Origin of the sequence: Gallibacterium salpingitidis (genome assembly GCF_001678495.1) — a bacterium.
GTDB classification, from domain to species: Bacteria; Pseudomonadota; Gammaproteobacteria; order Enterobacterales; family Pasteurellaceae; genus Gallibacterium; species Gallibacterium salpingitidis.
Genome location: NZ_JTJL01000015.1, coordinates 13,566 through 35,898 on the forward strand (window position 1 = coordinate 13,566; position 22,333 = coordinate 35,898).

The 22,333-nt window shown below is 38.6% G+C and carries 23 protein-coding genes and 4 tRNA genes; 12 read left to right on the plus strand and 15 right to left on the minus strand.

Features of this window, described 5'->3' with window-relative positions:
* Positions 1 to 36 precede the first annotated feature (36 nt).
* Positions 37 to 852, plus strand: a complete 816-nt coding sequence (locus QS62_RS04410; RefSeq protein WP_066106510.1) for an SDR family oxidoreductase — start codon at positions 37 to 39, stop codon at positions 850 to 852.
* 42 nt (positions 853 to 894) lie between these two features.
* On the opposite strand, the gene QS62_RS04415 is transcribed toward QS62_RS04410, so the two are convergent.
* The 6 genes from QS62_RS04415 to nagB form a co-directional block, all read right to left on the minus strand.
* Positions 895 to 969: transfer RNA gene (locus tag QS62_RS04415), tRNA-Gln, on the minus strand.
* A 28-nt stretch (positions 970 to 997) separates the two neighbouring features.
* A tRNA-Gln gene (locus QS62_RS04420) sits at positions 998 to 1,072 on the minus strand.
* 8 nt (positions 1,073 to 1,080) lie between these two features.
* Positions 1,081 to 1,165, minus strand: a tRNA-Leu gene (locus QS62_RS04425).
* A gap of 4 nt (positions 1,166 to 1,169) precedes the next feature.
* A tRNA-Met gene (locus QS62_RS04430) sits at positions 1,170 to 1,246 on the minus strand.
* A 206-nt stretch (positions 1,247 to 1,452) separates the two neighbouring features.
* Positions 1,453 to 2,598, minus strand: coding sequence for an N-acetylglucosamine-6-phosphate deacetylase (nagA, locus tag QS62_RS04435; RefSeq protein ID WP_066106513.1), 1,146 nt, complete (start codon positions 2,596 to 2,598; stop codon positions 1,453 to 1,455).
* Positions 2,595 to 3,407, minus strand: a complete 813-nt coding sequence (gene nagB / locus QS62_RS04440; protein ID WP_066106516.1) for a glucosamine-6-phosphate deaminase — start codon at positions 3,405 to 3,407, stop codon at positions 2,595 to 2,597. Before nagB ends, nagA begins: the two co-directional genes overlap by 4 nt.
* A gap of 198 nt (positions 3,408 to 3,605) precedes the next feature.
* On the opposite strand from nagB, the gene glyQ reads away from it, so the two are divergent.
* The 4 genes from glyQ (at position 3,606) to glyS (ending at position 7,785) form a co-directional block, all read left to right on the plus strand.
* Positions 3,606 to 4,514 carry a glycine--tRNA ligase subunit alpha gene (glyQ, locus tag QS62_RS04445; protein ID WP_066106519.1) on the plus strand — a complete coding sequence of 303 codons (909 nt, stop codon included), beginning with the start codon at positions 3,606 to 3,608 and terminating at the stop codon, positions 4,512 to 4,514.
* A 27-nt stretch (positions 4,515 to 4,541) separates the two neighbouring features.
* A complete protein-coding gene (locus QS62_RS04450) occupies positions 4,542 to 5,159 on the plus strand; it encodes a glutathione S-transferase family protein (RefSeq protein ID WP_066106522.1) in 618 nt (205 codons plus the stop codon).
* A gap of 21 nt (positions 5,160 to 5,180) precedes the next feature.
* Entirely contained in the window at positions 5,181 to 5,450 is a 270-nt protein-coding gene (locus QS62_RS04455) for a hypothetical protein (protein WP_066106524.1), read from the plus strand.
* A 265-nt stretch (positions 5,451 to 5,715) separates the two neighbouring features.
* The gene (gene glyS, locus QS62_RS04460) at positions 5,716 to 7,785 is read left to right on the plus strand and encodes a glycine--tRNA ligase subunit beta (protein WP_066106528.1); all 2,070 of its coding nucleotides are present in this window, start codon (positions 5,716 to 5,718) and stop codon (positions 7,783 to 7,785) included.
* Positions 7,786 to 7,850: 65 nt separating this feature from the next.
* Here the strand turns inward: glyS and QS62_RS04465 are convergent, their stop codons facing one another.
* From QS62_RS04465 to QS62_RS04505, 9 genes are all read right to left on the minus strand, one after another.
* Entirely contained in the window at positions 7,851 to 9,215 is a 1,365-nt protein-coding gene (locus QS62_RS04465) for a sodium-dependent transporter (RefSeq protein WP_066106531.1), read from the minus strand.
* A 21-nt stretch (positions 9,216 to 9,236) separates the two neighbouring features.
* Complete coding sequence (nth, locus tag QS62_RS04470) at positions 9,237 to 9,872, minus strand: endonuclease III (RefSeq protein ID WP_066106533.1); 636 nt, start codon at positions 9,870 to 9,872, stop codon at positions 9,237 to 9,239.
* A complete protein-coding gene (locus tag QS62_RS04475) occupies positions 9,872 to 10,555 on the minus strand; it encodes an electron transport complex subunit E (protein ID WP_066106538.1) in 684 nt (227 codons plus the stop codon). Before QS62_RS04475 ends, nth begins: the two co-directional genes overlap by 1 nt.
* 13 nt (positions 10,556 to 10,568) lie before the next feature.
* Positions 10,569 to 11,201: an electron transport complex subunit RsxG gene (gene rsxG, locus QS62_RS04480; protein ID WP_066106541.1), complete on the minus strand. Its 633-nt coding sequence runs from the start codon at positions 11,199 to 11,201 to the stop codon at positions 10,569 to 10,571.
* Positions 11,202 to 11,210: 9 nt separating this feature from the next.
* A complete protein-coding gene (gene rsxD / locus QS62_RS04485; RefSeq protein ID WP_066106545.1) occupies positions 11,211 to 12,281 on the minus strand; it encodes an electron transport complex subunit RsxD in 1,071 nt (356 codons plus the stop codon).
* On the minus strand, positions 12,274 to 14,718 hold the full coding sequence (gene rsxC / locus QS62_RS04490; protein ID WP_066106548.1) for an electron transport complex subunit RsxC: 2,445 nt from the start codon (positions 14,716 to 14,718) through the stop codon (positions 12,274 to 12,276). Before rsxC ends, rsxD begins: the two co-directional genes overlap by 8 nt.
* A 10-nt stretch (positions 14,719 to 14,728) precedes the next feature.
* Positions 14,729 to 15,337: an electron transport complex subunit RsxB gene (gene rsxB / locus QS62_RS04495; RefSeq protein WP_066106551.1), complete on the minus strand. Its 609-nt coding sequence runs from the start codon at positions 15,335 to 15,337 to the stop codon at positions 14,729 to 14,731.
* A complete protein-coding gene (rsxA, locus tag QS62_RS04500; RefSeq protein ID WP_066106553.1) occupies positions 15,337 to 15,918 on the minus strand; it encodes an electron transport complex subunit RsxA in 582 nt (193 codons plus the stop codon). Before rsxA ends, rsxB begins: the two co-directional genes overlap by 1 nt.
* A gap of 98 nt (positions 15,919 to 16,016) precedes the next feature.
* Positions 16,017 to 16,742 (minus strand): SanA/YdcF family protein, encoded by a 726-nt coding sequence (locus tag QS62_RS04505; protein ID WP_066106556.1) that lies wholly within the window; start codon positions 16,740 to 16,742, stop codon positions 16,017 to 16,019.
* A 194-nt stretch (positions 16,743 to 16,936) separates the two neighbouring features.
* Here QS62_RS04505 and rppH point away from each other — a divergent pair, with 194 nt between their 5' ends.
* The 7 genes from rppH (at position 16,937) to QS62_RS04540 (ending at position 22,328) form a co-directional block, all read left to right on the plus strand.
* Positions 16,937 to 17,524 carry an RNA pyrophosphohydrolase gene (gene rppH / locus QS62_RS04510; RefSeq protein WP_066106558.1) on the plus strand — a complete coding sequence of 196 codons (588 nt, stop codon included), beginning with the start codon at positions 16,937 to 16,939 and terminating at the stop codon, positions 17,522 to 17,524.
* A gap of 2 nt (positions 17,525 to 17,526) precedes the next feature.
* Positions 17,527 to 18,318 carry a sulfite exporter TauE/SafE family protein gene (locus QS62_RS04515; protein WP_066106561.1) on the plus strand — a complete coding sequence of 264 codons (792 nt, stop codon included), beginning with the start codon at positions 17,527 to 17,529 and terminating at the stop codon, positions 18,316 to 18,318.
* A gap of 19 nt (positions 18,319 to 18,337) precedes the next feature.
* Positions 18,338 to 19,138: a prolipoprotein diacylglyceryl transferase gene (gene lgt, locus QS62_RS04520; protein ID WP_066106564.1), complete on the plus strand. Its 801-nt coding sequence runs from the start codon at positions 18,338 to 18,340 to the stop codon at positions 19,136 to 19,138.
* Entirely contained in the window at positions 19,138 to 19,989 is an 852-nt protein-coding gene (locus tag QS62_RS04525; RefSeq protein ID WP_066106569.1) for a thymidylate synthase, read from the plus strand. Before lgt ends, QS62_RS04525 begins: the two co-directional genes overlap by 1 nt.
* Positions 19,990 to 20,248: 259 nt before the next feature.
* Positions 20,249 to 20,896, plus strand: a complete 648-nt coding sequence (gene ccmA / locus QS62_RS04530) for a cytochrome c biogenesis heme-transporting ATPase CcmA (RefSeq protein WP_066106572.1) — start codon at positions 20,249 to 20,251, stop codon at positions 20,894 to 20,896.
* A 6-nt stretch (positions 20,897 to 20,902) separates the two neighbouring features.
* A complete protein-coding gene (gene ccmB, locus QS62_RS04535; protein ID WP_066106575.1) occupies positions 20,903 to 21,565 on the plus strand; it encodes a heme exporter protein CcmB in 663 nt (220 codons plus the stop codon).
* A 22-nt stretch (positions 21,566 to 21,587) separates the two neighbouring features.
* Positions 21,588 to 22,328 carry a heme ABC transporter permease gene (locus QS62_RS04540; protein WP_066106578.1) on the plus strand — a complete coding sequence of 247 codons (741 nt, stop codon included), beginning with the start codon at positions 21,588 to 21,590 and terminating at the stop codon, positions 22,326 to 22,328.
* Positions 22,329 to 22,333 lie beyond the last annotated feature (5 nt).

Sequence of the window (22,333 nt, forward strand, 5' to 3'; positions counted from 1 at the left end):
GTCGTTATTTTAAGCTAAGAGTTTAACAAAATAGATATGAAAAGTGTCGCTATTATTGGATTAGGTTGGCTTGGATTTCCTTTAGCTCGTTATTTACAGAGTTTGGGCTGGGAAGTTAAAGGTAGTAAACGAACGCACGAAGGTGTGGAACGAATGCGTTTACAGCGTGTTGAAAGTTACTATCTTGAATTGACCCCAGAAGTGAATGCCGATCCTGATGATCTTGAAGCCTTACTAAATGTTGATAGTCTTGTTATCAATATCCCACCGAGTGAATACTTCTTTGATTTAAATAGCTATGTATTAGGTATAGAAAATTTATTGACTGAAGCGCTACTGCATAATGTGCAACATATTGTCTTTATTAGCTCGACCTCTGTTTATCCGATGATCTCTGGTGTGTTTGATGAAGAATATTTGCCGACACCAACTTCTGATGTGGGTAAAGCATTATTAGAAATTGAGCAACGTTTATTAGAATTAAAAGATATTGATGTCGATATTATCCGTTTTGGTGGTTTAGTCGGTGAAGATCGTCACCCTGTTCATCATTTATCTGGCAAAGAGAATTTATCAGGCGGTTTGCAAACGGTAAATTTAGTGCATTTAACCGATTGTCTGCGTGCGATTCAATTATTATTGGAAACGCCAACTTATCAACGTTGTTTTAATTTAGTGGCGCCGGTACATCCGATGAGAAAAGATTTTTATACAAAAGCGGCAGAAAAGTTAGCCTTACCATTACCGCATTTCAACGAAGATGATAATGTGATGGAACGGATTATTGCAGCCAATAAGATTTGTCATGAATTGGATTTTGTTTATCAATATCCAGATCCGGAAATGATGTAATAACGTTGTAAAGTGAAAATGGTAATAACAAAGGAAGTAAGATGGCTGGGGTACTAGGATTCGAACCTAGGGATGCCGAGATCAAAACCCGGTGCCTTACCGCTTGGCGATACCCCAACAGGGAAAATAATTGATTTAAAAGAGATGGCTGGGGTACTAGGATTCGAACCTAGGGATGCCGAGATCAAAACCCGGTGCCTTACCGCTTGGCGATACCCCAACTTAAAATGGTGCGGGAAGAGGGACTTGAACCCACACACCTCACGGCGCCAGAACCTAAATCTGGTGCGTCTACCAATTTCGCCATTCCCGCTAACTGGTGGCTACGACGGGATTCGAACCTGTGACCCCAACATTATGAGTGTTGTGCTCTAACCAACTGAGCTACGTAGCCATTCGCTTTTGCGGCGCTAATTATGCTGATATATCCTACCCTCGTCAACAACTTTTTTTAGAAAAAAAGATTTTTTAGCTTGTTCGCATAGAGAATAGCCAATTTGTTTAAATTTTTACAAATATGTTGAATTGAGTGGGAGAAATATTAAACAAAAGAAGAGATTGTGATGAAATTTTTCATCACAATCTTGAGTGAAAAAAAGATTAATTAAATTGCCATTGACCGTTAACGGCAGTACCTAAAACTTCAAATTTATGATTGAAAGCAGTAAGATTTGCAATCTTACCTTTTTCGATACTACCTAATTGATGATCAAGATGAATTGCGCGTGCCGGATAAAGTGTTGCCATACGAATTGCTTCGTCTAAAGCAATGCCAACTTCATTGACACAATTTTGAATTGATTCAATCATCGTAACGGCAGAACCACCGATGGTACCATTTGCATCGTAACATTTGTGATCACGTACATAGACGGTTTTACCAACAAATTGGAACGATTCAATATCTGCGCCGGCAGCAGCAGTTGCGTCAGTTACTAGACACAATTTATCTTGTTTGCACTGTTTTGCGATACGAACATTGCCAAAATTAACGTGCAAGCCGTCAACGATAATACCAGTATAAACATTTGGATTATCTAATACGGCACCAACAACACCCATATTACGTCCGGAGGAAACTGGCGACATTGCGTTATGTAAGTGGGTTGCAAAAGTTGCCCCTTGTGCAAAACGTTGATTTGCCACTTCACTGGTAGCATTAGAGTGACCAATTGACACCACAATATCTTTCGCCACAAATTTAGCAATATGATCCGCAGTTGCATTTTCGGCAGCAATCGTGATTTTGCTGATCACATCGGCGTTATCTAATAAAAAGGCTAACATTTCATCAGAGATTTCACGAATAAACTCTTCACGATGTACACCTTTTTTCTCTTTGCTGAGATATGGCCCTTCTAAATGCAATCCTAATGCTTGGTGCTGATGGTTTGCCAAATATTCACGCATAACAGCAATTGCGTGTTTAATTTCATCATCAGGTGCAGTAATAAAGGTTGGTAAAAAACTGGTGGTACCAGATTTTAAGTTAGTTGCCTGCATAATTTCTAATGTTTCAACAGAACAGTTATCGTTGAACATTACGCCGCCACAACCGTTTAATTGCAAATCAATAAAACCAGCCGTTAAATTTGCTCCTTTTAAATCTACTTGGGTGAGATTTGTGGGAATCTCTGCAGATTTAACAACATCTTGGATTTTATCATCATTGACAATGACTGCATGATCATACAGCACTTGTGTGCCTGTATAGATCACACAATTAGTTAAAGCATATTGTTTCATTTTAATTCTCTTACACTGTGAATAGCGTGTGATTCTAACTCTTTGAAGTATTTAACAGTTTTGACTTTTAATTCTTGGGTTGCCGGTTCATCACAAACAAAAATAGCACGACTATGCATTTGTAATGCACTAATTGTCCAAAGGTGATTGACAGAACCTTCTACGCCGGCTTGTAATGCTTGTGCTTTGCGATAACCAGTAATTAATAACATCACTTCTTCTGCATCAAGTAAAGTACCTACGCCGATAGTGAGTGCATATTTTGGCACTTGATTCACATCATTATTAAAGAAGCGAGAATTAGCAATTAAAGTATCTTCGTTTAAAGTTTTGATACGAGTACGAGATGAAAGTGATGAGCCTGGTTCATTAAAAGCGATGTGACCATCTTCACCTACGCCGCCCATAAAGAGATGAATTTTACCGTAAGATTTGATTTTTTCTTCATAACGTTGGCATTCAGCATCATGATCATCAGTATTACCGTTCAAAATGTTGATGTTTTCATGTGGAATATCGACATGATTGAAGAAATTATTAAACATAAATGAATGATAACTTTCAGGGTGTTCTTTTGGTAAACCAACATATTCATCCATATTGAAAGTAACAACATTTTTAAAACTGATTTCGCCTTGTTGGTAAAGTTTGATCAATTCTTTATAAGTTGCAAGCGGAGTGCCGCCAGTTGGTAAACCTAATACAAATGGACGATCTTTAGTTGGTGCAAAACGATTAATGCTATCAACGATATGACGTGCTGCCCATTTAGCAACTTGTTGATCATTTTGTAATGGAATAAGACGCATAGATGGCTCCTTGTTTGATAATAAATTTTAAAATAAAACTTCATTGTTTTTATTATAACATCAATTTCACTCCAAAGTTTGATTTTTATCCTAAATTAGCAATCTTTTTTACGACAAAAGTGTGTTGCTAAATTCTACTCATTCAAGCAAAAATCAAGTAGAATATGCGAATTTGCGTGAACTAACAGAAGATTTATTATGACAACACAATTTGATATTAAAACTTTTCAAGGCATGATTCTTGCGTTACAAGCCTATTGGGCAGAACAAGGCTGTACTATTGTTCAACCATTTGATATGGAAGTCGGTGCAGGAACTTCGCATCCAATGACGGCATTACGTGCGTTAGGGCCTGAACCAATGGCATTCGCTTATGTGCAACCATCACGTCGTCCAACTGATGGACGTTATGGCGAAAACCCTAACCGTTTACAACATTACTATCAATTCCAAGTGGTCATTAAACCATCTCCAGACAATATCCAAGAACTCTATTTAGGTTCATTAAAAATGTTAGGTTTCGATCCAACACAAAATGATATTCGTTTTGTGGAAGATAACTGGGAAAACCCAACATTAGGTGCATGGGGATTAGGCTGGGAAGTGTGGCTTAATGGTATGGAAGTTACTCAATTTACCTATTTCCAACAAGTTGGTGGTTTAGAGTGTAAACCGGTAACTGGTGAAATCACTTACGGTTTAGAGCGTTTAGCGATGTATATTCAAGGTGTGGACAGTGTTTATGATCTTGTTTGGTCAGATGGCCCATTAGGTAAAACCACTTATGGCGATGTATTCCATCAAAATGAAGTTGAGCAATCGACTTATAACTTTGAATATGCTGATGTTGAGTTCTTATTTAAATGTTTTGAGCAATATGAAAAAGAAGCGCAATATCTGCTCTCTTTGGAAAAACCATTACCATTGCCAGCGTATGAACGTATCCTTAAAACAGCGCATAGTTTTAACTTATTAGATGCACGTAAAGCAATTTCAGTAACAGAACGTCAACGTTATATTTTACGTATTCGTGCGTTAACTAAAGGTGTTGCTGAGGCTTATTATGCAAGTCGTGAAGCATTAGGGTTCCCTGGTTGTAAAAAATAATTTTTAGTGAACAAGAGGAAGGAAAAAATGAAACTTTGGTATTCCACTACAAGTGCCTTTGCACGTAAAGCGGTTGCAACATTGAAATATCATCAGCTTGAAGATCAAGTTGAATTGCTGAGAATTACTAATTCATTTGATCCTAACTCTCCACACAATAAAGATAATCCGCTAGGTAGAATTCCTGCATTACAAATTGAAAATGGTGAATGGCTATTCGGTAGTTTATTAATTAGCCAATATTTGGACAGTGTTGGTTCGAAACCAACATTATTTCCGATGAATGCTAAACGTTGGCAAGTATTAGAGTTACACGCTTTAGTAGAAGGTATTTTAGAAAATACTACGCCAACGATTGTTGCAGAGCGTCGTTTCCGCCCACAGAATGAGTGGTGGACTAGCAGACATCAGCAATTAATGGAAAGAAATATTCGCAGCTTTAAGCAGTTAGAACAAAAATTAGCGGCTTTCGGCGAAGAAATTAATATTGGTACATTAAGCGCGGTATGTTTAATGGATTGGTGGATATTTAGACCAGAGAATACAGGGTTTAATTTAGCGGAACATTTCCCTAATTTGGTGGCATGGGCAGCAAAAATGGATGAGAAATATCCATTCTTACAAGCGACAAAACCAACAGCATAAGTTTTCAGTTTAGGATGAATTATGACAAAACCAGTTTTATTTTTTGCTCATCTTTGCCCAGATACAGAACCTTTTGTTAAAGAGTTGCAACGTTTAAATGTTGAATATGAGAGTGTCAGCATTCTTGAAAGTATGGCAAACCTTAAACGTTTTTTACGTTTGCGTGATCAACACTCTGCTTTTGATAGTGTGAAAGCTAATGGTTATGTTGGCGTGCCGGCATTAGTATTAGCAGATGAACAGGTTATTTTGGATTATCAACAATTAGCCAAGATTTTTGCGCATAACTGATTGTAGAACATGAACAACAAGGCAAATGCGTCAGCCTTATCAGGCATTTCCAATTCGAAACACACTGTGCTCTGATTTAAGTTGATTTCATTACCGTTGTTTAGTTCAAGTTGATAATGAACAAGCTCACCAGTGGTATCTCAATATGAAAGAGCTAGGACAATGGTGGAGTAGTTTAATCTGAAAAAGATTAGAGCCACTATCGGCATTTAAGAGAGATTTTTGATAACAACATAGATGATTTAATTTGAATAAAGAGAACAACATGACAACAAGAAACTTCCTTGCCGAAATCGGCACAGAAGAGCTACCACCGAAAGCTCTGAAAAAATTAGCGGTGGCATTTGCAGACAATTTCACAGCTGAATTAAACAATGCTGGATTAACTTTTGATAAAGTAGAATGGTTTGCTGCGCCTCGTCGTTTAGCAGTAAAAGTACAAAACTTAATTACTGAACAACCAAGTAAGACCATCGAAAAACGTGGCCCAGCGGTATCGGTAGCTTTTGATGCAGATGGTAAACCAACTAAAGCCGCAGAAGGTTGGGCAAGAGGTTGTGGGATTACAGTTGATCAAGCGGAACGTGTTAGCACCGATAAAGGCGAATGGTTACTTTATCGCAGTGTTGAGCAAGGTAAACCAACAAAAGCTCTGTTAGTTGATTTAGTAGCAGCGGCATTAGCAAAATTACCAATTCCAAAACCAATGCGTTGGGGCGATAAAAGTGAACAATTTATTCGTCCAGTGCATACAGTAACATTATTATTTGGTGATGAATTAATTGACGGCACGATTCTTGGTGTGGCAAGTGCTCGCACTATTCGTGGTCACCGTTTCTTAGGTGAAGCTGAATTTACTATTGATAATGCAGATCAATATCCACAATTGTTGGCGGAAAAAGGTAGTGTAATTGCGGATTTTGCGGAACGTAAAGCAATTATTCGTCGTGATGCAGAACAAGCTGCTGCGAAAGTAGGCGGTATTGCAGATATTGAAGAAGATCTATTAGAAGAAGTGACTTCATTGGTTGAATTCCCGGTCGTAATGACAGCGAAATTTGAAGAACGTTTCTTAGCGGTGCCGGCGGAAGCCTTAGTTTACACAATGAAAGGCGACCAAAAATATTTCCCAATTTATGATCAAAATGGCAAGTTGTTACCACACTTCATTTTTGTTTCTAATATTAACCCAGCAGATCAAAGCTCAGTTATTCAAGGAAATGAAAAAGTCGTACGTCCACGTCTAAGTGATGCGGAATTCTTCTTTAAAACAGACTTAAAACAACGTTTGGAAGATAACTTACCACGTTTACAAACTGTATTGTTCCAACAACAATTAGGTACGCTATTCGATAAAACCCAACGTATTGAAAAATTAAGCGGTGAAATCGCACAACAAATTGGCGCTAATGTGCAACAAGCACAACGTGCAGGTTTATTATCAAAATGCGATTTGATGACCAATATGGTGTTTGAATTTACCGATACACAAGGTGTAATGGGAATGCACTATGCACGTCATGATGGCGAAGATGAAGAAGTGGCGGTTGCATTAAATGAACAATATATGCCACGTTTTGCTGGCGATGAATTACCACGTAGCTTAGTAGCGTGTTCAGTGGCATTAGCAGATAAATTCGATACTTTAGTGGGGATTTTCGGTATTGGTCAGCATCCAAAAGGGGATAAAGATCCATTTGCATTACGTCGTGCCGCATTAGGGGTATTGCGTATTATTGTAGAGAAAAATTTACCATTGGATTTAGTTGATTTAACTGAAAAAGCAGCACAACTTTATGGTGATAAACTCACTAATAAAGCGGTAGTTGCTGAAGTGGTTGATTTTATCCTAGGTCGTTTCCGCGCTTGGTATCAAGATGAAGGTTATGCAATTGATACTATTCAAGCGGTATTAGCGTGTCGTCCAACCAAACCGGCTGATTTTGATGCACGTGTGAAAGCAGTAAGTCATTTCCGTACTCTTGAAGCAGCGCAATCATTAGCAGCAGCAAATAAACGTGTACAAAATATTTTGTCAAAAGTGGAAGGAGAATTACCGCAACACATCGATCTTGCTTTATGTCAAGAAGCGCAAGAAGTTACTCTTGCTGAACGTGTCTTAGAATTACAACGTGAATTACAACCGCTATTTGCAAAAGGTGATTATCAAACAGCATTAGACCAATTGGCTGACTTACGTGAAAGTGTGGATAATTTCTTTGATAATGTGATGGTTAATGCAGAGGATGCTAAATTGCGTCAGAACCGTTTAGCGATTTTAAATACTTTGCAAGGGCTATTCTTGCAAGTTGCCGATATTTCGTTATTGCAATAATTAGGTATTATTGGGATATGTTGAAAAGGAAGAACTTGGTTCTTCCTTTTTTATGTATGAAGTAGTTAGAGTAGATTGCTGATAAAAATCACAATAATCACCAATGGCACAACATATTTAACATAGTTAAACCACCAACTTGCTAATTTAGAATTTTCCGCTAAACGTAATTCTCGTTTGGCCTCTTCTTTCATTACATAACCGACGAAGATCGCACAGCATAGTGCAGTTAGCATAAATAGAATATTGCCACTAATAAAATCAAAGGCATCAAAGATATTTTTGCCAAATAATCGAATATCATGCCATGGACCATAACTAAGAATAGAGGGTACATTACCTAAGATAAAGATCGCACCTAAGACAATTAAAATTGCTAAACGACGATTAATTTTGGTTTTCTCTTGGATTGCCGTAATGATCACTTCATAGATAGTCAATGATGTGGTTAATGCAGCGATCAGCAATAGGCTAAAGAAGATAATCGCAAAGAATTTACCTGCCCACATATGAGAAAACACAATCGGTAAACTTTGGAATACCAATGTTGGGCCTGAATTTGGTGCGATGCCGAAGGTAAATAATGATGGGAAAATCATAAAGCCAGCTAATACGGCAATAATTGTATTAACAAAGCCTGTAATCACTGCGGTTTGTACTAGGTTTTCCCCTTTTTTTAAATAGCTAGAAAGCGTAACAATAACACCGAAACCAAGACTTAAAGCAAAAAAGACTTGCCCTAAGACAAATACAAACAATTGAGGAGTAATTTTAGAAAAATCAGGTTTAAGATAAAAAACAATGCCTTCCCAAGCGCCCGGTAGAGTAATGTTACGGATTACCATACAGATCAAAAAGATAAACAGCAGCGGCATTAGATATTTTACTGACTTCTCAATACCGTCAATGACGCCTTTTACTAAGATAATGTAATTTACTAATACGAAAATGAAAGTGTAAAGGCTAATCAATGCTGGATTATCCATTACCGTTGTCTGGAAAAAGTTTTTTGTCATTTCAGCGGTAATTGGTTGGCTAATATCAAGGCTGCCACCAAAAAGGCTAACGATATAATTAATTACCCAACCGCCAAGCACCATATAATATGCCATGATGCAGAATGAACCTAAAATACTTAAATAACCAACGAGTTTCCAGAAAGAGGGAATGGGCTTACCATTAATTTTACCTGTAAAAGAGTCGATGGCATTAACGCGGATACGACGACCAATCACATTTTCCACTAAGATCATTGGAATTCCGATCAATAACATCGCCACACAAAATAGGAATACATAAGCGCCTCCGCCATTTTCACCGACTAAATAAGGAAAGCGCCAAGTAGCACCAAAACCGACTGTTGCTCCGGCAACTGTTAATACGTAGGTCAGTCGGCTAGACCAAGTTTGTCTTTCTGTTTTTGTTGTCATAATATTTTCTCTCTTGATTTTTTAATATTCTGTTTTTTCTTTAAATTCGCAGAGATCCTCAATTAAACAAGCACCACAACGAGGTTTACGGGCAACGCAGGTATAGCGGCCATGTAAAATAAGCCAATGATGAACATCAACTTTAAATTCATCCGGTACCACTTTCAGTAATTTTTTTTCTACGGCGAGGACATCTTTTCCTGGTGCAAAACCAGTGCGATTAGCAACACGAAAAATATGGGTATCAACAGCAATCGTTGGCCAACCAAAAGCCGTATTTAACACAACATTGGCAGTTTTACGACCAACACCGGCAAGCGCTTCTAACGCTTCTCTTGATTCAGGGACTTCACCATTATATTTCTCAACTAAATCGCGGCAGGTTTTCATAATATTTTCTGCCTTGCTGTTATATAGACCGATAGTTTTGATATAACTTTTTAAGCCATCAATGCCCAAATCGAGAATCGCTTGTGGGGTATTGGCTACTGGGAAAAGTTTAGCTGTTGCCTTATTGACACCAACATCGGTTGCTTGTGCTGATAGAATTACAGCGATCAATAACTCAAAGACCGAGTTGTATTGTAATTCTGTAGTAGGATGCGGATTAGCATCACGTAAACGTGTCAGAATCTCAATTCGTTTTTGCTGATTCATTATTTTTTCCGTTCAATGATATTTTTGATGGCAAGTAATACAGCTAAACCTAGAAATGCACCTGGCGGCAAAATGGCTAATAGAAAATGGTTGTCGGCATGGAATAACGTTATTTTTAGTGCTTTAGCTGATTCACCGAATAAATTTTCCATACCACTAAATAAGGTGCCATTGCCGATAGCTTCTCGTAAAGCACCTAAGACCACTAAGCTTAATGTCATGCCTAAGCCCATTGAAAAACCGTCGAACATAGAATGCAATACTGGATTTTTTGAAGCATAAGCTTCAGCTCGCCCAATCACGATACAGTTAGTAACAATTAAAGGAATAAAAATACCTAGTGATTGATAGAGGGAGTAGGTATAAGCATTCATTACCAACTGTACGATAGTTACTGTAGAAGCAATGATCATCACATAAATTGGAATACGAATGGCTTTCGGAATTAAATGACGACATAACGAAATAACGCTATTAGTGCAAATCAACACTAACATTGTTGCTAAACCTAAACCGAGCGCATTAGCGACAGTATTTGAAACGGCGAGTAAAGGACATAATCCTAGCAGTTGTACTAAGGTAGAGTTATTTTTCCAAACACCCTGCCACAATAGGGTTTTCCAAACCGAAGTTTGTGAGTTATCAGCAGGAAGGGTTTCAGTAATGGATGTTCCATGATTCATAATGAGGTTCTCACTATTGGCAACGGGTAAATTGTTCAGCATTAAAAACAAAAGATTTAGCTAAAAATTGCACTAAGCCTCTTTTTACAGCATTGACGACAGCGCGTGGTGTAATAGTTGCACCAGCAAATTGATCAAAATCACCACCATCTTTTTTAACTGCCCATTTATCACTCTCTTCTATTTTGAAGACTTTATTGGTAAAGGCATAAATCCAGTTAGATAGACGAGTTTCAATTTTGTCGCCTAATCCTGGTGTTTCGTGGTGTTCTAATACGCGGACGCCTAACACTTTGCCAGTAGGCGTTACCGCAACTAAGATCCGAATATCGCCTGAATAGCCGTCCGGTGCCGTAGTTTCAAATAGATAAGCTGCGATTTGTTCTTGTTGTTTTGCGAGATATAAACGTGAAATATTTTGTAAACCACTCTGTTCTTTAGGACGATAGCAAGCGGCTAATAGATTATTATCTGCAAAGTTTTTTGGTAGCACTTCTGATAATAGTTGGCGTTGTTGATTTTCCATTGCTTGCTGAATACGATCTTGTGTGAGTAGATAAATACCCAAGGTAACAAGCGTACAGATCAACGCAACTAATCCTAAGATTAAGGCATAATTTATTGTTGTTCGTTTTATGGTTGCCATTGTTTTTCCTTAACGACCGTAAAGACGTGGTCGAGTATAGTGATCAATTAAAGGCACACAAATGTTGCTGAGTAATACAGCAAAAGCAACTCCATCTGGATAGCCGCCGTAAAAACGGATCACATAGAGCAAGGTTCCGACCAGCACACCAAAATATAATTTTCCTTTCGGTGTAATTGAAGCAGTGACTGGATCAGTAGCAATAAAAAAAGCACCAAACATCGTTGCTCCAGAAAAAAGTTGCCATAATGGCGATGGAAAAGTTTCTGGCGCAATTAACCAAGTGACGCTACTAAAGATAGAGAGTGTTACTAATAGGGCCACAGGAATTTGCCAATGAATAACTTTTTTCCAAATTAAAAATAGACCACCTAATAAGAAAGCCAGATTTACTTGCCACCAACCAATGCCCATTGGCACAGTAAGCATTTGCTGCCAATTGGTATGTTGGAAAATAGGTGAAGTCGCAATTTTGCTCAACTCAAGATGATTTTTAACCCCAGTTTTAACACTATCTAGTGGTGTTGCTTGGGTAACGCCATCAATGGTTGAAGTTAATTGATGCAAACTATAACCGTCGCTGCTGACTCCTTGGAAAATCAATAAATAAGCATCACGAAAACTGGTCGGTTCGAGTAATAAGTGATTCGGTAACGCCCAAGCGGTCATTTGTGCAGGAAAAGAGACTAATAAAATAGCATAACCAACCATCGCAGGGTTGAATGGATTTTGTCCTAAACCACCATAAACGTGTTTACCTAAAATAACAGCACAAAAAGTTCCCAATAGAATTAACCAGTAAGGTGCATATGGTGGGATAGCGACAGCCAAAATTAATGCTGTTAATACAACACTTAAATCAGATAGGTCAGTCCAATTACGTTTACCACGCAATTTAGTCACGATCCATTCTAAGCAGACAGCAAAGCTAACAGCTAACCCGATTTGAATTAAAGTACCAAAGCCAAAGTAATAGAGCTGTACGATGATAGCTGGGATCATTGCAGCAATAACCCATAGCATCACTTTGGTGGTTAAGCTAGTGGAATGAACGTGTGGTGAACTTGCCATTCTAAACATTATGATGATTTCCTTCTCGTTCTGCTTTTTTCGCTTTAGCACGTGCAATAGCTGCGGCAATCGCAGCTTTACGTGGATCCGTTTCCTCTGTTGTTGCGGTATTGCCTTCAATCGCTGTTGTTGCTGTTGCAACAGTATTTTGTTCAGCAGCTTGTGCCACTTTTTTCGCTTTAGCACGCGCAATTGCTGCAGCAATCGCAGCTTTACGTGGATCCGTTTCTTCTGTGGTTACGGTATTGCTTTCAATCGCTGTTGTTGCTGTTGCAACAGCATTTTGTTCAACAGTTTGTGCGGCTTTTTTCGCTTTAGCACGCGCAATTGCTGCAGCAATCGCAGCTTTACGTGGATCCATTTCTTCTGTGGTTACGGTATTGCTTTCAATCGCTGTTGTTGCTGTTGCAACAGTATTTTGTTCAGCAGCTTGTGCCGCTTTTTTCGCTTTAGCACGCGCAATTGCTGCAGCAATCGCAGCTTTACGTGGATCCGTTTCTTCTGTGGTTACGGTATTGCTTTCAATCGCTGTTGTTGCTGTTGCAACAGCATTTTGTTCGGTAGCTTGTGCCGCTTTTTTCGCTTTAGCGCGCGCAATTGCTGCTGCAATCGCAGCTTTACGTGGATCCGTTTCTTCTGTGTTTACGGTATTGTTTTCAATCGTTGCTGTTGCTGTTGCAACAGTATTTTGTTCGGTAGCTTGTGCCGCTTTTTTCGCTTTAGCACGCGCAATCGCTGCGGCAATTGCAGCTTGTTTATCATTAGCTTGAGTTGTGGTGTTTTCTGTTTGCGCTTGTTTTGCTAATTTGCGAGCTTTGCGTGCCGCCATAATATCACTATTGTCTGGCAAAATTTCGCCATGTTCACTAGTAATAGTTTTAATAGTTGGTTTTTCTGCTGTGTTATTAGCGGCTTGTTTTTGACGAATTCGTTCTAGCGCTGCTTGTACAGGATCAACACCTTGTTGTTTTGCCATTTCTGCACGTCGTGCTTCAGCAGCTTGTTGTGTACGACGATCACGTTCTTGTTTTTCTCTTTCTAATCGAGCTTGTTTTGCTTCAAAGCGTAGTTTCGCTTCTTCCGCTAATTTTGCTTTTAGATCTAATTCAGCAATTTTCGCTTTCTCTTGTCGGAAATATTGTATTAGCGGAATATTGCTTGGACAAACATAAGCACAAACACCGCATTCGATACAATCTTTGAGATTGTATTCTTGCGATTTTTTGTGATCTTCACTACGCGCAAACCAGTAAAGCTGTTGCGGCATCAATTTTAATGGACAATGATCGGAACAAGCCGAACAACGAATACAGTTACGTTCCGCTGGTGGTGGTTGATATTCAAAATGATCTGGTGCAATTAAACAGTTAGTAACTTTTGTTACAGGTGAATTTAGGTTAGGCAAAATAAAGCCCATCATTGGACCACCCATAAATACAGGGAAGCGTTCATCATACTGATAGCCAGCTTGGCTAAGCAGATGATAAATCGGTGTACCAATACGAACCCAAACATTTCTTGGCTGTGGAATTTTGTCGCCAGTTAGGGTGACGACACGTTGAATCAATGGTTCATCATTAATAATCGCTTTTTTGACTGCAAATGCTGTTGCCACATTATTCATCAATACGCCAATTTGTGATGAACGCCCATTATTAGGTACTTCTAATCCCGTTAGTACTTGAATCAATTGTTTCGCTGCACCGGACGGATATTTGGTTGGAATTACGCGAACTTCAATATCATTAGCACCAGCTAGAGCTTGTTGCATTGCAGCAATTGCTTCTGGCTTATTATCTTCAATCGCTAAGACTACTTTTTCTGGGCGCAAAATATAACGTAAGATGCGAATCCCTTCGATGATATCGTGGCTGCGGTCACGCATTAGACGATCATCACAAGTAATATAAGGCTCACATTCTGCACCATTAATAATTAATAGTTTCGTTTTATTTTCTGCACTAGAGATTTTCGATGCAGTAGGGAAAACAGCACCACCTAAACCAGCGATCCCTGCCTGATAGATCTTTTTCACTAATTGTTCTGGCGGGACAGTGAGAAAATCTTCGATTGGCTGACGTTCACGCCATTGATCTTTACCGTCAGCTTGTAAGGTGATCGTAGTTTCAGGCAAACCTGATGGATGGGAAGAAACATAATCACCAATTGCTATAATGGTACCAGAAGTAGGCGCATGCACTGGCAGAGTACGATAATTCTCGCCAGTTGTTAAAGGTTGTCCTTTCAGCACATAATCACCAACTTGTACCAATAGTTGCCCCGCATTACCCGCGTGTTGTTTCAACGGAATGTAATAGGTTTCAGGCTGTTTTAATGAGGAAAGTTGTGTGCCATTGGATTGCTGTTTCATTTCTGGTGGATGAATACCGCCAGGAAAATCCCACAACCGATTCTGTTTTATTCGGGTTAATACATCATCTAACATTTTGACTTTCCTAATTTTTTATTGTTTTTGGCGTTGTTGCAGCAGGCACTTCAACGATAGGGATAATCAAATTTTGATCATATTTCCAATTCCACGAATCAACAGTCGGTTTTACTTTTTCCATCGTAATACAGTCTGTTGGGCAAGGTGCAACGCAGAGTTCGCAACCTGTACAGAGATCTGGAATGACAGTGTGTAATGCTTTATTTGCCCCAATAATGGCATCAACAGGACAAGCTTGGATACATTTTGTACAGCCGATACACATCTCTTCATGAATGAATGCCACTTTGGCGACAGGCTCATCTTCAAAGACACCTTGCGGCGCTTCTACACCTAATAAATCTGCTAATTTCTCAACTAAAGGTTGTCCGCCGGGTACGCATTTAGTGATAACATCGCCATTGGCAATGGCTTCGGCGTATGGACGACAACCAGGGTAACCACATTGCCCGCATTGGCTTTGTGGCAATAAAGTATCAATTTTATCAACAATAGGATCCGATTCGACTTTGAGTTTTATTGAGGAAAAGCCGAGGATCGCGCCAAAAATCAGCGCTAATAGGGCGACGCTGATTAAGATCCAAACATAAGGTGATAATGATAATAACCAGGACATTAGACTCTCACTAATCCACTAAAGCCCATAAATGCTACTGACATTAATCCAGCTGTAATTAACGCAATTGATGCACCTTTAAAAGGAAAAGGTACATCAGCAGCCTCAATCCGTTCCCGCATTGCAGCAAATAACACTAATACCAGTGAAAAACCTAGTGCCGCACCAAAGCCGTAAATGACTGATTGAATAAAATTGTGAGCTAAATTAACGTTTAATAAAGCAACGCCAAGGACAGCACAGTTAGTCGTAATTAAAGGTAAGAAAATTCCTAAGAGGCGATACAATGTAGGACTAGTTTTATTGATCACCATTTCAGTAAATTGTACTACCACTGCGATGACGAGAATGAATACTAACGTACGCAGATAAATTGCATTAAGCGGTAATAAAATATAATGGTCTACCAAGTAGGCGACTAAAGAAGCAACCGTTAATACAAAGGTAGTCGCTAATCCCATACCAACGGCAGTATCCACTTTTTTAGATACTCCCATAAATGGGCATAAACCAAGGAATTTCACTAGCACAAAATTGTTAATTAACGCTGTGCTAATAATTAAAAGAATATAACTAATCATTGTCCTATCACCTAAAAATAAGGGTGCTATTATCGTGTTTTCTCAAGCAGAGAACAATAGCTAAATGCTAGTATTTATTGTATTAGCTAATGAAAATGTTATTGCTCATAAGGAGGCAAAATAGGTGGAGGTAAAGGCTCTGGTTTACCTAAAAAATAGGGTTGTTTGCCTAATATAATGTCTAATACTGCTTGTACACGTGCAAAGAATTCACGAATGCGTACCATTGGATAACCTTCTGGATAATCTGCTTCAAAACAAATTGCATCAAGGTTGTAATGTTTAGCAATAAACAGTGCCCGTTCGCAATGAAAGCGTTGCGTAATAATCGTTAAGGATTGTGCATTAAAGATTTTATCTGCACGAATGACCGAATCTAAAGTACGAAAACCAGCATAATCGAAATACATAGTTTGTGATGGCACACCCATTTTGAGTAAATCTTTAAACATTCGTTGTGGTTCATTGTATTGCATAGTGCGATTATCGCCACTAAGCAAAAGATAATCGACTTTATGATTTTTCACTAATAGTTCAGCAGCAGAAAGACGATTGTAATAAAACAGATTTAACGTGTTATTTTTAAAATACTTCGCCGTTCCTAACACTAAACCATAAGGGCGATAAGGTAGATGATCGATATCGTGATAAATACGATCACGTACCCACAAACTAATGCCAATATCAATAGAAACTAACAGCACTACGCCTAAACAACATAGCGAAATCAAGACTTTTAGCAATTTTTTATAACGCACAGTAAACCACTGTTTGCAGGGGACAAACAGACGGAGCAAAAATGGTTTTATTGTAATCTTGAACATTTGGCTTTCTCGTTTTAACAATAGTAGCGCTTAATGGTAGCACAAATTTCAATAGAAAGCAGAATACTCACCAAGCTAGATTGTGATCTAGATGATCTATTTCTACCAATGTGAAACTTGAGAAAATAGCAATAGTATGAAACAATCAACGCCATCTTTATCCATCAAAAAGTTAATATTTAAGGTTGTCGATAGTGATCGATTTCGACGGTTATCGTCCTAACGTCGGTATTGTTATTTGTAACCAAAAGGGGCAAGTCTTTTGGGCGAAACGATACAATCAAAATTCATGGCAGTTTCCACAAGGTGGTATTAATCCACGAGAAACGCCGGAACAAGCAATGTATCGTGAGCTGTTTGAAGAAGTTGGCTTAACCCAAAATGATGTAAAAATTATTTATAGTTCAAAACAATGGTTGCGTTATAAATTACCTAAACGTCTTATTCGCTTTGATTCTCGACCAGTCTGTATTGGGCAGAAACAGCGTTGGTTTTTGCTACAACTCACCAGTCCAGAAAATAAAATCAATGTTACCACAAGTTCTTCACCGGAATTTGATGGCTGGCGTTGGGTGAGTTTTTGGTATCCCGTACGACAAGTAGTGTCCTTTAAACGTGATGTTTATCGCAAAGTAATGAAAGAGTTTGCCGGTGTTTTATTTAATGAGAAAGAAGGTATAAATGCCATTAGCTCAACAAATGAAGCTAGACGAACCACTTCAGAAAAAAAATCAGCCTCAGGTAAATACCAAAAACGTCCATTTAATAAAACAAGGGGTTAAAAATGTTCACATTTTTTCTGATTTGCTTAATAGTCGGAGCAATTGTTGGTTTCCTTGCCGGATTATTTGGCATTGGTGGTGGTTTAATTATTGTACCTGTTTTGGTCTATTTATTACCAATGGCTGGTGTACCTAATGAAGTGTTAATGGCATCTGCGTTAGGTACTTCATTTGCCACTATTGTGATTACCGGATTCTCTTCAGCACAACGCCATCACAAACTGGGCAATATCGTTTGGGATGCAGTGAAAATTTTAGCGCCGGTAATTATGGTGACAGTCTTTATTTCAGGCCTGTTTATTGGCAAATTAGATAAAGATCTTGCGAGTAAAATCTTTGCTTGTTTAGTCGTCTATTTAGCCCTCAAAATGGTGTTATCAATTCGACCAAAACCATCTAATAAAACATTAACTCCAATGGCTTCAGTGATTGGTGGTATTTTAATTGGGATTGCCTCAAGTGCCGCAGGGATTGGTGGCGGCGGTTTTATCGTACCGTTTTTAAATTCTCGCGGTATTGATATGAAAAAGGCAATCGGTTCATCTGCGTTTTGTGGTATGTTACTTGGTGTTTCTGGTATGTTAAGTTTTATTGTTGGGGGCTGGAATGTGCCTAATATGCCAGATTTTTCATTAGGTTATGTTTATTTACCTGCGGTGGTAGGAATTACATTAACCTCTTTCTTTACTTCAAAAATTGGCGCAACAACAACAACGAAACTTCCAGTTCCTACTTTGAAGCGTTATTTCGCCTTGTTGTTGATCGGTATTGCGATAGATATGTTCATTAAATAAAAAAGATAAAAGGAACAGTATGAATACGGAGTTTCTAACTTACCCTCAATTTGATCCAGTGATTTTTGCGATTGGGCCGATTGCGTTACGTTGGTATGGTCTGATGTATTTGATCGGATTTTTATTTGCACGCTGGCTAGGTATTCGTCGAGTGAAACAAGCTAATAGTGGTTGGACAGTAGATCAATTTGATAATTTATTGTTTAACGGCTTTTTAGGTGTGTTCTTGGGTGGACGTATCGGCTATGTGTTATTTTACCAATTTGATCTGTTTTTAAGCGATCCTGCTTATTTATTCCGCGTTTGGGAAGGTGGAATGTCTTTCCATGGTGGTTTAATTGGGGTCATTACTGCAATGTGGCTTACTGCTCGTGCACAGAAACGTCAATTTTTTGTTGTCGCTGATTTCGTTGCTCCATTGATTCCATTTGGCTTGGGAATGGGGCGTATTGGAAACTTTATTAATGATGAGTTATGGGGACGCGTTACTGATGTGCCTTGGGCGGTGCTTTTTCCATCTGGGGGTTATTTACCACGTCATCCATCGCAATTATATGAAGCCTTTTTAGAGGGGGTAGTATTATTTATTATCCTTAACTTATTTATTCGTAAAGCAAGACCTGCTGGTTCAGTTTCTGGTTTATTTTTACTCTGTTATGGTTTATTCCGCTTTATTGTCGAGTTTTTCCGCGAGCCCGATCCGCAGCTAGGTTTGTATTTTGGTCATGAAATTTCAATGGGACAAATCCTTTCTACACCGATGATTATTATTGGTATTGGTTTAATTTGGTTTGCCTATCAGCAGAAGGAAAAACGATAATGAAAGCATATCTTGAACTATGCCAGCGTATTATTGATGAAGGTACTTGGGTAGAAAATAAACGAACAGGCAAACGCTGCTTAACGGTTATTAATGCGGATTTGACTTATAACGTTGCCAATAATGAATTTCCACTAATTACTACGCGTAAAAGTTTTTGGAAAGCAGCTATCGCAGAACTGCTTGGTTATATCAGAGGTTATAGCAATGCTGCTGATTTTCGCCGTTTAGGTACGAAAACGTGGGATGCCAATGCTAATGAAAATGCCGCGTGGTTAGCGAATCCATATCGTAAAGGCGAAGATGATATGGGACGTGTTTATGGAGTACAAGGTCGTCAATGGCGCAAACCGAATGGTGAAACAGTCGATCAATTAAAGAAAATTATCCACAATTTAAGCAGAAAAATTGATGATCGCGGGGAAATCCTGACCTTCTATAATCCAGGAGAAATCGAACAGGGTTGTTTGCGCCCTTGTATGCATACACATACTTTTTCGTTATTAGATGACACGCTGTATTTAACTAGCTATCAACGCTCTTGTGATGTACCGTTAGGATTAACTTTTAACCAGATTCAAGTGTTTACCTTGTTAGCATTAGTCGCACAAATTACTGGTAATAAGCCGGGTCTAGCTTTTCATAAAATTATTAATGCACATATTTATGAAGATCAACTTGAGTTGATGCAGAATGTGCAATTAAAACGTGAACCGTTACCATTGCCGCAGTTGGAGATTAATCCAGATATTAAGACATTAGAGGATTTGGAAACTTGGGTAACCTTAGATGACTTTAAGGTGCATAACTATCAGTCTCATCCAGCGATTAAATATCCATTTTCTGTGTAATTAATTTATTTTTCCCTCTTCCATCAGTGAAGAGGGAATCTATCTATTCTCATCTTTGCTATAGATCAAAAAAAAGTGAATTGTTATTTTTAATAAATTAACTTATTTATCAATAAGTTAATTGAATTTTTTGAATTCTATTTTGTTATTTTTACTACCAAATAGGTACAAATGCGGCTTAGATATAAATACCACCGAATGCCCGCTTATGTTAGAATTCTGCTCCGTTAAATTAATCCAGCTAATCAGCAAAAAATATATGAATTCAATCAATCAGTTACAGGTAAAAGATTTAAGTTGTCAACGTGGGGAACGTATTTTATTTGCTGATCTTAATCTTCAATTCCAAAGTGGTGATTTTGTTCAAATCGAGGGACACAATGGCGTTGGTAAAACCACATTATTACGAGCATTAAGCGGTCTTTCACGTCCACACAACGGTGAAATTTTGTGGAATAATCAGCCCATTTTGCAGCAACAAGATGAATTTAATGCTGATTTACTGTTTTTAGGACATTATGCAGGGATTAAACCTGAATTAACCGCTTGGGAAAATCTACGTTTCTTTCAAAAAACAACAGCGAGTCGCCAACAAGCAGAAGTGTTATGGGAAACTTTACAAGTAGTTGGGCTGCTCGGTTATGAAGATATTCCAACCAGCCAATTATCAGCAGGACAGCAAAAGCGAGTATCGTTGGCGAGATTATGGTTATCCACTGCACCATTATGGATTTTAGATGAGCCTTTTAACACAATTGATAAACGTGGTGTGCAGGTGCTTACCCATCTTTTTGAATTTCATGCAAGCCAAGGCGGTATGGTGATCATTACCAGTCATCAAGATGTGCCAAGCGATATTGTGCAGAAAGTACAATTAGAAAAATACAAAGTTATAGAAACAGAATAGTGCAAGATGATTTTTTACGAAATAATCAAACGAGAATTACAAATTGCGATGCGAAAACCAAGTGAGATTCTCAATCCATTATGGTTTTTTTTGATTGTGATTACGCTTTTCCCTTTAGTTGTAGGGCCTGAGCCGCAACTTTTAGCACGTATTGCGCCCGGTATTGTTTGGGTAGCGGCATTGTTGTCGGCGTTATTATCGTTTGAACGGTTATTTAAAGACGATTATTTGGATGGTTCACTGGAACAGCTGTTGTTATTACCAATTCCATTGTCGATGACTGCTTTAGCAAAAATTTTCTCTCATTGGTTATTAACTGGCTTCCCGCTGATTTTGTTATCACCAATTGCTGGTTTGTTATTGTCGTTAGAAGTGGATGTGTGGTGGGCATTAGTACAAACCCTATTTATTGGTACACCGATTTTGAGTTGTATTGGCGCAGTTGGCGTTGCGCTAACAGTCGGATTGCGTAAAGGCGGAGTGTTGTTAAGTTTGTTAGTAGTGCCATTGTTTATCCCTGTTTTGATTTTTACTGCTGCGGTATTGGATTCAGCTGCGTTACATCTTAGTTATGGTGGGCAGTTGGCAATTTTAGCAGCGATGTTGGTGCTGGCGCTGGTGAGTTGTCCATTTGCGGTTGCTGCAGCATTGAGAGTAAGTTTGCATTAAAAAATATTATAGGTAGAAGATTATGTGGAAATGGTTACATCCATACGCAAAACCTGAAACACAATATCGCATTTGTGGAAAGTTAGTGCCATTTGTTGGTATAGCTAGTTTTTTGTTATTAGCTGTGGCTTTAGTGTGGGGATTAGCCTTTGCACCAGCAGATTATCAGCAAGGTAATAGCTTCCGTATTATGTATATTCATGTGCCGACGGCAATTTGGTCAATGGGTATTTATGCCTCAATGGCAGTGGCAGCATTAATCGCATTAGTTTGGCAAATTAAACAAGCAAGTTTAGCAATGGTGGCAATGGCGCCGATTGGGGCGTTATTAACTTTTCTTGCATTAGTAACAGGAGCAGTTTGGGGCAAACCAACTTGGGGAACTTGGTGGGTTTGGGATGCTCGTTTAACCTCAGAATTAATTTTATTGTTTCTCTATTTTGGCGTGATTGCGTTATATAGTGCATTCCAAGATAAAATTGTTGGGGCAAAAGCAGCGGGTATTTTGTCTATTGTTGGTGTGATTAATTTACCGATAATTCATTTTTCTGTGCAGTGGTGGAATACTTTGCATCAAGGAGCAAGTATTACCAAATTTGAGAAACCATCAATCGCTACGGAGATGTTAATTCCACTGTTATTGTCGATTTTCGGCTTTATGTTGCTAAGTGTGTATTTAACGCTAGTACGTTATCGCAATGAATTGTTAAATGCGGATAAGAAACGTGCTTGGGTACAAGCATTAGTACAAAAGATGCAATAAGGAAT